General features: G+C 69.6%; 11 protein-coding genes. 4 read left to right on the plus strand and 7 right to left on the minus strand.

Features of this window, described 5'->3' with window-relative positions; translation table 11 throughout:
* Positions 1-7: 7 nt before the first annotated feature.
* Entirely contained in the window at positions 8-1,129 is a 1,122-nt protein-coding gene (locus AC37TH_RS18970; RefSeq protein WP_490765892.1) for a baeRF8 domain-containing protein, read from the plus strand.
* Positions 1,130-1,136: 7 nt separating this feature from the next.
* On the opposite strand, the gene AC37TH_RS18975 is transcribed toward AC37TH_RS18970, so the two are convergent.
* Genes AC37TH_RS18975 through AC37TH_RS18985 form a run of 3 tightly spaced genes read right to left on the minus strand, consistent with a single transcriptional unit; the run spans position 1,137 to position 3,797 of the window.
* Positions 1,137-1,655, minus strand: a complete 519-nt coding sequence (locus tag AC37TH_RS18975; protein ID WP_490765893.1) for a DUF2017 domain-containing protein — start codon at positions 1,653-1,655, stop codon at positions 1,137-1,139.
* Complete coding sequence (gene clpS, locus AC37TH_RS18980) at positions 1,652-1,942, minus strand: ATP-dependent Clp protease adapter ClpS (RefSeq protein WP_490765894.1); 291 nt, start codon at positions 1,940-1,942, stop codon at positions 1,652-1,654. The genes AC37TH_RS18975 and clpS overlap by 4 nt, the downstream gene beginning before the upstream one ends.
* A 37-nt stretch (positions 1,943-1,979) precedes the next feature.
* Positions 1,980-3,797: a glycoside hydrolase family 15 protein gene (locus AC37TH_RS18985; RefSeq protein ID WP_490765895.1), complete on the minus strand. Its 1,818-nt coding sequence runs from the start codon at positions 3,795-3,797 to the stop codon at positions 1,980-1,982.
* A 30-nt stretch (positions 3,798-3,827) separates the two neighbouring features.
* Between AC37TH_RS18985 and AC37TH_RS18990 the strand changes: the two genes are divergently transcribed.
* Positions 3,828-5,204 (plus strand): glucose-6-phosphate dehydrogenase, encoded by a 1,377-nt coding sequence (locus tag AC37TH_RS18990; RefSeq protein ID WP_490765896.1) that lies wholly within the window; start codon positions 3,828-3,830, stop codon positions 5,202-5,204.
* A 106-nt stretch (positions 5,205-5,310) separates the two neighbouring features.
* Here the strand turns inward: AC37TH_RS18990 and AC37TH_RS18995 are convergent, their stop codons facing one another.
* Entirely contained in the window at positions 5,311-5,736 is a 426-nt protein-coding gene (locus AC37TH_RS18995; RefSeq protein ID WP_490765897.1) for a hypothetical protein, read from the minus strand.
* Between the two features lie 139 nt (positions 5,737-5,875).
* Positions 5,876-6,073 carry a hypothetical protein gene (locus AC37TH_RS19000; RefSeq protein WP_490765898.1) on the minus strand — a complete coding sequence of 66 codons (198 nt, stop codon included), beginning with the start codon at positions 6,071-6,073 and terminating at the stop codon, positions 5,876-5,878.
* 128 nt (positions 6,074-6,201) lie between these two features.
* On the opposite strand from AC37TH_RS19000, the gene AC37TH_RS19005 reads away from it, so the two are divergent.
* The gene (locus AC37TH_RS19005; protein WP_490765899.1) at positions 6,202-7,356 is read left to right on the plus strand and encodes an SLC13 family permease; all 1,155 of its coding nucleotides are present in this window, start codon (positions 6,202-6,204) and stop codon (positions 7,354-7,356) included.
* A gap of 12 nt (positions 7,357-7,368) precedes the next feature.
* Here AC37TH_RS19005 and AC37TH_RS19010 read toward each other — a convergent pair whose 3' ends face one another.
* Both AC37TH_RS19010 and AC37TH_RS19015 read right to left on the minus strand, forming a co-directional pair.
* The gene (locus AC37TH_RS19010) at positions 7,369-9,261 is read right to left on the minus strand and encodes a YhgE/Pip family protein (RefSeq protein ID WP_490765900.1); all 1,893 of its coding nucleotides are present in this window, start codon (positions 9,259-9,261) and stop codon (positions 7,369-7,371) included.
* On the minus strand, positions 9,258-12,170 hold the full coding sequence (locus tag AC37TH_RS19015; RefSeq protein ID WP_490765901.1) for an MMPL family transporter: 2,913 nt from the start codon (positions 12,168-12,170) through the stop codon (positions 9,258-9,260). The genes AC37TH_RS19010 and AC37TH_RS19015 overlap by 4 nt, the downstream gene beginning before the upstream one ends.
* A 119-nt stretch (positions 12,171-12,289) precedes the next feature.
* Between AC37TH_RS19015 and AC37TH_RS19020 the strand changes: the two genes are divergently transcribed.
* Positions 12,290-12,949, plus strand: a complete 660-nt coding sequence (locus AC37TH_RS19020; RefSeq protein WP_490765902.1) for a TetR/AcrR family transcriptional regulator — start codon at positions 12,290-12,292, stop codon at positions 12,947-12,949.
* The last annotated feature ends 26 nt before the right edge of the window (positions 12,950-12,975 follow it).

Consider the following 12,975-nt stretch of genomic DNA (forward strand, 5'->3'; position numbering starts at 1 on the left):
GTCGGAAATGGAATACAAAGACATTCCCACGAAGGCCGACATCGAGAGGATCGCGGCGCTGCGGCAGCCGGGAAGCGTCACCATCTACCTGCCGACCGGCACGGTCCCCGCCGAAGCGGACCGCGCACGGATCGAATTGAAGAACCACCTGGCGCAGGCCGTCAAGACGCTCGAAGACGACGGGATCCCGAAAGCACGCATCGCCGCCATCCAGCGCGAAGGCGAGGCGATCCTCGAAGACAGGGACTTCTGGCGATACCAATCGCGCTCGCTCGCGGTGTTCCTCGACGGCGGCCTCAGCGAGACGTTCCGGCTGCCGAACCGGCTCGGCTCCTCCTGCGACATCGCCGACCGTTTCTACGTCAAGCCGCTGCTGCGCACGGTCACCTTCCCGCAGACGGCCCTGATCCTCGCGCTCGCGCAGGGCTCCGTCCGGCTCATCCAGGTGTCGCCGCAGGCGCCGGCGCAGACGATCGACGTACCCGGGCTGCCGAAAGACGTCGCGTCGGCGGCGGGCGTCGCCTCCATCAACGGCAGGGCTCCGGACGGTCGCATCCAAGGCTCAGAGGGCCAGAAGGTGCGGATGCTCGAATACGTGCAGGCCATCGAGCGTGCGTTGCACCCCATCCTGGCGAACTCGACCGACCCGCTCATCCTCGCCGCCGCTGAACCCCTCGTCGGCATCTTCCGCAACGCCAACACCTACCCGAGACTCGTCGCCGAGACCATCACGGGCAACCCGGAGGAGAAGACGAACGAGGATCTCGCGGCCGAGGCCCGCCTGCTGCTCGACGCGGTGTACGCGGCGAAGGCGGCACGCCTCAAGTCGGACTTCGAGGCCCGCATGGCGGCGGGGACGGCGACCACCGACCTCAGCGACATCGCCAGGGCGGCGACCTACGGCGCCGTCGAGGCGCTGGTCGTCGACATCGACAGGAGAGTGCCAGGCACCCTCGACGAGGAGACCGGGGCGATCACATACTCCGACGAGGACGAACCGGGCAACTACGGCGTCGTCGACGAGATCCTGCGGCGCGCGCTCGCGTCCAAGGCGACCGTCTACGCGCTGCGCGCGGAAGAGATCCCCGGCGGTGCGGCGGCGGCAGCGGCGGTGCGCTTCCCGGTCTGAGCCGGGCTCAGTGCTTGCCAGGCATGAGGGCGCCGACCAGCGTGTCCTGCACGTACGCCAGCCAGTCGTAGATCGCGCGCAGCAGCGCGGACTCCTCGTCGTGCACCTCGCCGTCGTCGCCGTCCTCGACGATGCCGAGCCGGGCGGCGAGCACCAGGCGGATGTCGCCGACGGCGCGCATCCACGCGGAGGCGTCATCGGCGTCGAGCCGCACCTCGACCCTGCCAGCCTTGCCGGAGGCGTGCGCCGCGCTCAGCGATTCCACCACCGTCACCGCGTTCAGCGACTTGCGTTCGGCGAGCCCGTCCGTGGTGAACCGGCGGAACTCGGCCGACGCCTCCGCATCTTCCGGATAGGCGTCCGGAAGCAAGCGCAGCAGGGCAGGGTCGCTCGTTGGGTCGACCCCGGAGCGCACCGACTCGACCAGTTCGGCGGACTCGGCGGCCAGCCGGGCGATCACGTCCGCCTCCTCGCGCTCGAACACGGCGACGATCGCGCCGTCCCTCGCGCGCCGGAACGGCTTCACGCGTCCGCCTTGGTGAGCGTCGCCCACAGCCCGAAGTCGTGCATGGCCTCCACGTGCCGCTCCATCTCCTCACGCGTCCCCGTCGCGACGACGGCGCGTCCCGCGTTGTGCACGAGCAGCATCAGCCGCTCCGCCTCGGCGCGGGAGAACCCGAAGTAGCTCTGGAACACGTAGCTGACGTACGACATCAGGTTCACCGGGTCGTTCCAGACGATGGTCACCCAAGGGGAGCCGAGCTCGAGGCGTTCGCCGAGCTCTGTCTCTTCGATGGTCGACGCGTCCGTCATGACGCATCCTGTCGCAGGGGGAGCACGGTCACCGAGTCTACCGCCGTCCGCGCCCGCCGTTCCTGGTCGGGCCGTGACCGGCGCCGACGGCGTCGGAGATGGCGTCCGCCGCGCGCACCAGCGTCAGGTGCGTGAGCGCCTGGGGAGTGTTGCCCGCCTGGGACGCGCCGTCGACGTCGTACTCCTCCGACAGCATCCCGACGTCGTTGGCGAGCGCGACCAGCCGGTCCATCAGTGCGGTGGCGTCGTCGATGCGGCCGGACCGCGCATACTGCTCGACCAGCCAGAACGAGCAGGCGAGGAACGGATGTTCGCCAGGCGGCAGCCCGTCCACCCCCTCCTCGGTGCGGTAGCGCAGCAGGAGTCCGTCGCGCATCAGGTCGGTCTCGAGGGCGCGAACGGTGCCGAGCATCCGGGGGTCGTTCCAGTCGCAGTATCCGACCTGGGCGAGCTGCAACAGCGAGGCGTCGACGCCCGGTGCGCCGTAGCACTGCACGTAGGTCCCGCGCTCTGCGTCGTAGCCGTGCGCCTCGATGTCCGCGCGCACCTCGTCGCGGCGCTGCCGCCAGCGCTCCACCGGCCCCTGCAGCCCGTGGTCGTCGACGGCGCGGATCGCGCAGTCGAACGCCGCCCAGACCAGTCCGCGCGAGTGGGTGAAGAACCGGGGCACCCCGCGGATCTCCCAGATCCCGTGATCCGGTTCGTGCCAGTGCTGCTCCAGATAGCCCATCAGCGCCCGCTGCAACGCCCACGACAGCCGCGTCTCCGCGACGCCGTTGCGCCGGCCGTGGTCGAGGGCGAGCATCACCTCGCCGATCACGTCGGCCTGGAACTGCGTGGACGCGTCGTTGCCGATCCGCACGGGGGATGCGCCCTGGTAGCCGGGCAGGCTGGTGATCTCGCGCTCGGCGAGGTCGCGCTCCCCGGACAGCCCGTACATGATCTGCACGTCGCCAGGGTCGCCGGCGACCGCGCGCAACAGCCAGTCGCGCCAGTGGTCGACCGAGTCGTCGTAGCCGTGCGCGAGGAGCGCCGAGATGGTGAGCGACGCATCCCGCAGCCAGACGTAGCGGTAGTCCCAGTTGCGTTCGCCGCCGAAGTTCTCCGGAAGGGACGTGGTCGCCGCGGCGACGATCCCGCCGGTCTGGAGGTGCGTGAGCGCCCGCAGGAGCAGGAGCGAGCGCACCACTTCGTCCCGATACGGTCCGTCGTGCTCGCAGCCCTCCGCCCAGTTCGACCACCAGTCGCGGGTCCTTGCCAGGGCGTCTTCGACATTCGGCGCCGACGGCGGCTCCCGGTGCGACGGGAACCAGGTGAGGCTGAGGTCGATGGTCTCACCGGCCGTGACCGTGAACTCGCCGGAGTGCGAGTGGTCCGTCGCTCGCAGGGCGGAGCCGCGGACGACGATGGCGTCCGGGCCGGCCACGGCGATCAACGACGGTGGATGCTCCGACTCGTCCTTACGCACCCACGGCATCGCGGTGGCGTACCCGAACCGGATGCGCAGATCCTGTCGCATCCGCACGGTGCCGCGCACACCGCGCACCCGGCGCACGAGGTCGGCGCGGCCGTCGCCCATCGGCATCGCGTCTGTCACCTCGATCTCGCCGTCCTCCGTGGTCCAGGTGGTGACGAGGATCATCGTGTCGCCGTCGTAGCGGCGCTCGGAGTGTGCGACGGGGTCGGCGGGCGCGAGCAGCCAGCGGCCGTGGTCCTCGGTCCCGAGCAGGGAGCCGAAGGTGGACTGCGAGTCGTAGCGCGGCAGGCACAGCCAGTCGATGCTGCCGTCCCGTCCGACGAGGGCCCCGGTGTAGCAATCACTGATCAGGGCATAATCCTCGATGGGGAGCGACATGTTCTCAAGTATGGCCGTACTGTGATGGACATGACGCAGCAGGTGACCACTCTCGTGATTCTCGGAGCGAGCGGCGATCTTTCGTCCAGGCTCCTCCTTCCCGCACTCGGCCAGTTGCTGACGGATCACCCTGAGCGGTCGGTGAAACTGGTGGGCTCCGGCGTCGAAGACTGGACGACCGCCCACTGGCGCTCCGTGGTCCGCGCGGCCTTCAAGACGATGAAGTGCTCCGGCCCCGCGGTGGAGGCACTCCTCGCCGGCACCACCTACCTCCCCGCCGACGTGACCGACCCGCACGACCTGCAGCGCATCCTGGATGCGGCCGACGGCGTGCCGGCGCTCTACTTCGCGCTGCCGCCCGCCATCGCGGCCTCCGCCTGCGCAGCGCTCGAAAAGCTGACGCTCCCGGCCGGCACGACACTCGCTCTGGAGAAGCCGTTCGGCACCGACCGCCGCAGCGCCATCGCCCTCAACAAGCAGCTGGCGAAGCTCGTCCCCGAGGACCAGATCCACCGGGTCGACCACTTCCTCGGCCGGTCGACCGTGTTCAACCTGGTGGGCCTGCGGTTCGCGAACCGCATCTTCGAGCCGCTGTGGAACGGCCAGCACATCGACCGCGTCGATGTGATCTACGACGAGACGCTCGGGCTGGAAGGCAGGGCGCGCTACTACGACAAGGCCGGGGCACTGGTCGACATGATCCAGAGCCATCTGCTGCAGGTGCTCGCCGTTCTCGCGATGGAGCCGCCGTCGACCATGGGGGCGCAGGACATCCGGGAGGCGAAGGGCGCCGTGCTCCGGGCGACGCGCGTCTGGGGCGACAGCCCGCTGGAATCGAGCCGCCGAGCCAGATACACCGCGGGGACGGTCGACGGGGAGAAGGTCCCGTCGTACGCGAAGGAGCCGGGCGTCGATCCGGACCGCCAGACCGAGACGCTCGCCGAGGTCACCTTCCAGATCGACACGTGGCGCTGGGCTGGTGTCCCGTTCACGCTGCGCTCGGGCAAGGCGCTGGGGGAGCGGCGGCGCGAGATCGTGGTCACGTTCAAGCCGGCCCCGCACATCCCGACCGGATTGAAGGGTGTGAAGGAGCCGACGCAGCTGCGCATCATGCTCGCGCCGGACGAGATGTCACTCGACCTGAACGTCAACGGCCCAGGCGACCCGACCGAGATCGAGCGGGCCTCGCTGTCTGTCGACTTCGGTCCGGGCCAGCTGCTGGCATACGGCGAAGTCCTGGAGGGCATCCTCGACGGAGACCCGTCGCTCTCGGTGCGCGGCGACACCGCCGTCGAGTGCTGGCGCATCGTCGCCCCCGTCATCACCGAATGGTCCAAGAACGAGGTCCCCCTCACCTCCTACCGCGCAGGCTCCCGCGGTCCAGCCGCCTGGCACCCCCTGGGCTGACCCTGCGCCTCGTCCCGGCTTCCACGCAGTCGAGCCCAGCCTTTCTCCTGCTATTCGGCGCGAACAGCGGGAGAAAGCCTGGGCTCGATGGAGGCGTTGGTGGGGCTTAGGCGGCGGAACGCTCGGTAAGAGCGGGGATCTCGCCGGTGACGGGCTTGCGCAGGTCGGTCCAGACGGTGATCGGGGCCGGCTCCCAGCCGAAGGCGGCGGGCTCAGCGGTGTCGTCGACGGGCTCGGAGGTCACGGACGTCTCGGCGACGACCGGAGCGGTCGTGTCCTTCACCTCGGCGACGGGCGCATCGGCGGCGAGGTGCTGCGGTTCGGCCGTCGCGATGATCTCACCGGCGGCGACGCGCTGACGGGCGTCGATCAGGGTGGTGGTGATGTCGAGGCTCACGGACTGAGCGAGGACCGAGTGGAAGATGCTGTCCGTGTCGTCGGCGGAGCGGCGGGACACGGTCCATTCACCGTTCTCACCGATCAACTCGGCCACTTTGCCGTGGACGAGTTCGAGGATCTGAGCGTCCGTCAATTGTGGAACCGGGGCCGCCGGAACCGCGGCGGCGTGCCGCCTACGACCAAACATGGTCCAACCCCTTCCAGGTTGTTCTCACTGTTGAATACCAGTGTCCTGGAAGAAAACTCAGATTCGGCGCGGACACGCCGTGCGATCAGCGGGATTTCTCGCTGATCTCGGCTTCTTTCGATTCTTCGAGCACGGTGCCGATCGCGATCACGAGCGACAGGGCCGCACTGATCCAGAGCAGCGGGACGCGCCAGTCCCTCGCGCCCGACCTGGTGGTCTGGATGGTGGTCCAGAGTCCGAGCACCGCACTGATGACCGCCCCGTTGAAGATGAACTTGCGCATCCGCATCCTTTCGCTCCCGGCTTACGCTACCGGGTGCGTTCCGTAGCGTACGCTCGCAGGGCCGCGCGGAGAAGAACCGCGCCGAGAAGAACCGGACCGAGAACACGGCGGCGAAGGAGGGAGAACGGATGCGCACCGCGATCGTCGGCGCCGTCCTGCTCCTGCTCGGGATCGTCGCCGTCGCGACCGGCCTGCTCCCGCTCTCCGATGCCGCACAGCTCTGGGACAGGGTATGGCCCATCCTGTTGTTCGTGGTGGCCGTGACCGTCGTGACCGAGCTGGCGGCGGAGGCGGGGCTGTTCACCGCCGTTGCCCAGCAGACGGCGCGCTGGGGGCGTGGGCGCGCGTGGCTGCTCTGGCTGCTGGTCGCGGCCGTCGCAGCGGTCAGCACGATCTTCCTGTCGCTCGACACCACCGCCGTGCTGCTGACGCCGGTCGTCGTCGTGCTCGCGCGGCACGCCGGTCTCGACCCGCTGCCGTTCGCACTGACGACGGTGTGGCTGGCGAACACGGGGTCGCTGCTGCTGCCGGTCTCCAACCTGACCAACCTGCTGGCGCAGCACGCGATGGGCGACCCGAGCCCGCTGGAGTTCGCCGCGCTGACCGCGGCTCCCGCGCTCGTCGCCATCGTGGTCCCTGTCGTCGCGATCTTCCTGATCTACCGGCGCCGGCTGCTGGTGCGCTACGAGACGGGCGACCTCGACCGCATCGACGACCCCGTGCTGTTCTGGTGGAGCGCCGCGGTGATCGTGGCACTCGTCCCGTTGCTGGTGTCCGGGATCCCGGTGTGGCTGCCCGCGTCGGGGACGGCGGTGGTGCTCGGCGTCGTGTTCCTGGTGCGTCGCCGGGGCGTGCTCCGGTTCGGGCTGATCCCGTGGCAGCTGGTCGTGCTGGCGTCCGGGCTGTTCCTGTTCATCGAGGCGCTGCACGTGGTCGGGCTCGGCCAGCTGCTCGCGGTCGTCTCCGGAACGGGGGAGTCCCCGCTCGCCCTGCTGCGCCTGTCGCTGACCGGGATGGTCGGGGCGAACGCGATCGACAACCTCCCTGCCTACCTCGCACTCGAACCGGCGGCGGACACGCCCGTGCGGCTGGTGGCGCTGCTGATCGGCGTGAACGCCGGACCGCTGATCACCCCGTGGGCGTCGCTCGCGACTCTGCTCTGGCACCAGCGCCTCACCGCGTTCGACGTGCAGATCCGCTGGAGCCGCTATCTGCTCCTCGGTCTGATCGTGGCCCCGGTCACGGTCGTCCTCGCCACCCTCGCGCTCGCCGCCACCGTGTAGGGGCGGGCCGGCCTACTCCGCAGGGAGGAGTTGCGCGACGCGGACGACGCGTCGCCGCGCGACCGCGATCAGCGTGAGAGCGAAGCCGAACGCCGCCCACAGGAGCAGGCCGCCGAGGCCGCGCCAGACCCCATCCGACGACTCCACGACGCCGCGGAACGCGGTGATCGCCGCCGAGGTCGGGAACCACTCCGTCAGGCTGGTGAACAGTCCTGGCACCGTCGACACGATCCCGGAGGCGAGGGTCACCACCACGACGAGCATCGACACGAACCTGCCGATGCCGCCGAGCAGAGCGACGAGTCCGTGGTTGACGGCGGCGAAGGCGACGCCGACGGCCATCGCGACCCCGGCGAACCCGAACCAGTGCCCGAGGTCGAGCGACAGTGCGAACTGCATGATCCCCGCCACGAAGACGCCCTGGACGGCGCCGATCGCCGCGGCGGGAAGAAACCCGTCGAGCGCGATCCTGCCGGAGGCGCGCGTGGTCAGGATCGCCCGGCGCGAGACCGCCTGCAGCACGAGGAACGTCGCCAGTGCGCCGAGCCACAGGGCGACCGCCCCGAACAACGGGATGCTCGACTGGCCGAATCCGCTCGTGTCCGTGCTCTTCTGGGTGACCGGCTCCGCGGCGACCGTCGCGAGGTTGGACCGCTCGTCGCTGGAGTAGCTCGGCAGTTTCGAGACGGCCTGGTCGAGTCCGGAGGAGAGCGACGCCGCACCGGCGCTGGACTGGTCGGCCCCCGTCGCGAGCCCGGTCACGCCGGTCGCAAGCTGCTGGGCGCCGCTCGCGAGCGTGGACGCGCCCGACGCCGACTGCGACGCCCCGGAGGCGAGCTGCCCGGCCGCCGACGCGCTCTGCCCGATGCCCGCGGTGAGGGCCGGCATCCCCGCGGCGAGCTGCTGCGTGCCGGACGCGACGGAGCCCGCCGCGTCGACGAGGCTTGGGTTGCCGCCCTGGCCGGTGGTCATCCCCGCGATGGTCTGGTCGATGCCGACGCAGATCGGGTCGGCCGCGCCGTGCATCGCCGCGCATCCCGCTGACAGTTTCTGCAGTCCGGCGACGGTCGCGTTCACCCCCGTGGAGACACCGGCGGTCCCGGTGGCGAGCTGCTGCGTCTGCGCGGGAAGCGCCGCCGTCTGCTGCTGCAGCGTGCTCAACCCGCCGGCGAGCGATGACACGCCGCCGGCGAGCTGGCCGACACCGCTCGACAGGGAGGAGGCGCCGGACGCCAACTGGGTGGAGGCGTCACCCAGCTGGTGCGCACCGGACGCGAGCTGCGACACACCGCCGGAGAGCGCGGTCGCGCCGCTGGCCGCCTTCGCGATCTGGTCGTGCACCGTGTTGAAGCCGACGTACACATTCTCCAGATACGTGGAGGTGAGCTGCTTGTTGAGCACGGAGGTGGCCGTGGTGGTGACGGCCTGGCTGATCGCCGGATCCACCAGCTTCGACTTCGCACTGGTCTGCACGTCGATGGTCGCCTGCTCGGCGTCCGCCGCGGAGCCGGACGGCGAGGTCGCCGCCTTGGAGAAGTCCTTCGGGATGGTGACGACGGAGACGTACGTTCCGTCCGCGAGGCCGGCGTCCGCATCCTTCTGGTCGGTGAGCACCCAGTCGTAGTTGTCGCTCTTGCCATTGAGGAGACCGGCGGAGAGCTGGCGGCCGAGCGGGACGGTCTGGTCGTTGATCTTCACCGGCTGGTCGAGGTTGACGACGGCAGCCTGCACGCGGTCGAGGTGCTCCGTCGGGTTCCATAACGCCCAGACGAGCAGCCCGCCGATGGCCAGCGGAACGAGCAGGAGTCCGGTGATGGTGAGCCAGGTGACGCGCCGGTCGGACCGCATCCGTTCCAAGGAGAACAGTGAGCGCGGGCGGCGGAGGGGAGAGGTCGGTGTGGTCATCGGACGTTCGCCTTCTCGGTGCTGTCTGCGGTGGTGCTGTCTGCGGTGCTGCCGCCTGCGGTGGTGTTGACTGCGGTGTGCGCCGCCGCGTGCTGGCGTGCGGTGTGCTCGCCGTCGCGGTCGAGCGGGTCGGTCACGACGATCGAGGTCGGTTCGACGCTGTCCGGCAGCACGTCGTCCAGGCCCTCGGGGTCGACGCAGCTCACGATGAGCGCGAACGGCCGCTCGTCGATGTGCGCACGGCCGACCGCATCCGACAGCTCATACCGGATGCGCCTCCGCTCGATCGGATCGGTGACCGCGTCGACGGCGTCTATGGCGAGCACCTGCGGATGCCCGGCGAGCGCGCGCCGCACATCCTCGACCGGCGTCTCCGACGTGCCGAGCCGGACGACGGCGGTGCGGGTGCGCACACCGGCCGCGCGGGTCGGCAGCACGAGGCCTGCGACTTTGATCGTTCCCGCATCCGGCTTGGTGCGACCGGTGACGGCCATCAGCAGCGCGAGCGACGCGGTGCGGTCATCGCCGTGCACGACCAGCACCTCGCCGTCGGTCAGGCGGAACGAGACGTCGGAGAACAGGCGCCGCTTGCCCGCACTGATCGCCAGGCCGTCCGCCGCCGCGATGTACCGGCCGCCCGGCTCCGGCCAGTCGGCCAGGTCGAGTTCCTTCTGCAGGCCGTCGCCCTCGACGTCGAACGACGGCAGGATGCGGTCGAGCCAGCGCGGCATCCACCACGCCTTCTCCCCGAGTAGCTGGAGCACGGCAGGCACCAAGGTCATCCGCACGATGAACGCGTCGACGAAGACGCCGACCGCCAGCCCGAGCGCGATCGGTTTGATCGATGTGTCGCCCTGCGGGACGAACGCGGCGAACACCGAGATCATGATGATCGCGGCGGCCGTCACCACCTTCGCCGAGCCGACGAAACCGCTCTCGACCGCGCGCCTGGCGTGGCCGCCGTGCACGTAGTCCTCTCTGATCCTGCTGACCAGGAACACCTCGTAGTCCATCGCGAGCCCGAACAGCACGCCCATCAGGATGATCGGCATGAAGCTGATCACCGGCCCCGTCTTGGCGACGTTGAGCGCGTCGGAGAACCAGCCCCACTCGAACACCACGGTCACGGCCCCGAAGGCGGCTCCGACCGAGAGCAGGTAGCCGAGCGCCGCCTTGATCGGCACGGCGATCGACCGGAACACCATCGTGAGCAGCACGAGCGAGAGCCCGACCACCAGGATGCCGAACGGGAGCAGCGCGCCGCCGAGCCGGTCGGAGACGTCGATCTGCGCCGCGGTGTTGCCCGTGACCTTGAGGTCGACGCCGTAGGTGTCGAGGAAGTGCTGGTGCTTGGCCCGGATGTCGGAGACGAGCTGCGCCGTCTTCTCGGAGTCTGGCCCTGTCGTCGGAATCACCTGGACGATGCCGGTGTCCGCCGACTGGTTGGGGGTCGCGAGCGGCACGGCGGCGACGCCGGGCATGGCGGCGAGTTCGTCGCCGATCTTCGTCATCAGACCGACCGGATCCTTGCTCTGGATGATCGATCCTGTGACGATCAGTGGCCCGTTGTATCCGGGGCCGAAGTGCTCGGAGATGAGGTCGTATGCGATGCGGGCCGGGTCGTCCTCGGCGTGCGATCCGGCGTCGGGGAGCGCGAGGCGCAGCTGCGCGGCCGGGATGGCGGCGATGCCGAGCACCGTGACCACGGCGACGATGGTGACGATCGGCCACCGCGTGACGGAGCGGACCCAGCCGCGGAAGAACCCGGGAGGCACGTCGGCCTTCGCGGCGTGCGCGAGGGTCGGGGCCGCGGCGGGCGTTGGAGCGGCGGCAGGCGTTGCGGCGGCGGCAGGCGACGCGGCGGCGGAACGCTTCGCCGCGCGCCTGCCCGGCGTGATCCTGGCTCCGGCGAACCCGAGCAGCGCCGGGGTGAGCGACAGCGAGATCAGCACGGCGATGGCCACGGCCGCGGACGCTGCGATGCCCATCGTCGTGAGGAACGGGATGTTCGCCACCGACAGCCCGACGAGCGCGATGATGACCGTGATCCCGGCGAACAGCACGGCAGAACCCGCCGTCGCGACCGAGCGCGCGGCGGACTCCTCCGGATCGACGCCCGCCTTCAACTGGCTCTGATGCCTAGAGATGATGAACAGCGAGTAGTCGATGCCGACGGCGAGCCCGAGCATGAGGGCGAGCAGCGGCGTCGTCGACGAGATCGGCCCGAACAGCGTGGCGATGAAGATGAGCGCCATCGACAGCCCGACCCCGAGCAGCGCGGTGAGCAGCGGCATGCCCGCCGCGATGAACGATCCGAACGTCAGGATGAGCACGATCAGCGCGATGCCGACGCCGAGGAGTTCCGTGACGCTCAGCGCCGGAAGGCTCTGCGAGAACAGCTGCCCGCCCACGGCGACCTGGGACCCGGCCGGCAGGTCTTTCTGGAGCGTTGTGCCCGCATCCTGCAGTGCAGTCTTGGTCTCGGCGGGCACCGTGGTGATCTGGCCGGCGAGCTGCACCGTCACGATGGCGGCGGACGCGTCGTCGGAGATGGAGCCTTTCACCTGGTCGCCGTACGGGTCGATCACGCCGGAGACGCCGTCGAGTTTCTTGAGGTCGCCGACCGTGCTCTCGACGGACTGCTTCACCGCTGGATCGGTGACCTTCTGGCCGTCCGGCGCGACGACGACGACCTGCGCAGAGGTGCCGCTCACCTGCGGGAAGGTGCGGCTCAGTGTGTCGAGCGCTTCCTGCGACTCGGTGCCTGGGATGCTGAAGGAGTTGTCGGTGCCCTGGTTGAACAGCACGGCGCCACCGCCGAGGGCGACGAGGAGGACGATCCAGATGGCGACGACGAGTTTGCGGGCGCGGAACGCCCAGCGGCCGATCGAATACAGAACCGAGGACACACGTTCTCCTAGATGATCGGGTAAGGCTCAGGCACGGGTTTCGATACACCGTCGTATCCGATACCCGAATGTATCGGATACACTCGTGTATCTGGAACTCGATTCAGGAAGGTTTCAGCTTGGAAACGACAGCTCTCAGAGACGAGGCGCCGGCCGAGTCCGCGCGCCGCCAGAAGACGCGCTCGCGTCTGCTCGACGCAGCGTTCGACATCTTCGCCGAGCACGGCGTCCACGCCGCGAGTGTCGAGATGATCACGGAGGCCGCCGGGTTCACCCGCGGAGCCTTCTACTCCAACTTCTCCACCAAAGAGGAGTTGTTCTTCGCGCTGATGGAGCGCGAGAAGACCATGCGCATCGAACAGCTGAACGCCGGTGTCGCCCAGTACCTCGCTCCCAAAGTCGAGGACGGCGCGACCCTCGGAGACGACGTCGTCATCGAGATCGTCACGAAGGTGCTCGAACTCCAGTCCGACGACCGCCGCTGGTGGCTCGTCCAGTCCGAATTCCTCCTCCTGGCGATGCGCGACCAGACGATCGCGGCCGACTTCCTGCGCTATCAGGACGGCTTCTTCGCCGAGCTCACCGAGATCGTCGTCGACGCGCTGGACACGGCGCACCGCCGCTTCACCATCGACCCGGAGGAAGCGGTGAGGGTGATCGCGGAGCTGTGCGCGAACGCCGAGGCCCGCGCGCTGCTCACCGGCGACGAACGCAAGTTCTCCGAACGGCTCTCCGCGAGCGTCCCCGCCGTGCTGCTGGCGCTGACCGAACGGGTGTGACGCACGGCGGGGGCGGAGCAAGCGCC

This window comes from Leifsonia sp. McL0627 (assembly GCF_058244615.1).

What these genes read in the sequence shown, in the direction of transcription:
- AC37TH_RS18990 (WP_490765896.1), top strand. Translation starts at nt 3,828, where the DNA reads ATGACGCAGCAGGTGACCACTCTCGTGATTCTCGGAGCGAGCGGCGAT.
- clpS (WP_490765894.1), bottom strand. Translation starts at nt 1,942, where the DNA reads ATGACGGACGCGTCGACCATCGAAGAGACAGAGCTCGGCGAACGCCTC.
- AC37TH_RS19000 (WP_490765898.1), bottom strand. Translation starts at nt 6,073, where the DNA reads ATGCGCAAGTTCATCTTCAACGGGGCGGTCATCAGTGCGGTGCTCGGA.
- AC37TH_RS19010 (WP_490765900.1), bottom strand. Translation starts at nt 9,261, where the DNA reads ATGACCACACCGACCTCTCCCCTCCGCCGCCCGCGCTCACTGTTCTCC.
- AC37TH_RS18985 (WP_490765895.1), bottom strand. Translation starts at nt 3,797, where the DNA reads ATGTCGCTCCCCATCGAGGATTATGCCCTGATCAGTGATTGCTACACC.
- AC37TH_RS19005 (WP_490765899.1), top strand. Translation starts at nt 6,202, where the DNA reads ATGCGCACCGCGATCGTCGGCGCCGTCCTGCTCCTGCTCGGGATCGTC.
- AC37TH_RS18970 (WP_490765892.1), top strand. Translation starts at nt 8, where the DNA reads ATGGAATACAAAGACATTCCCACGAAGGCCGACATCGAGAGGATCGCG.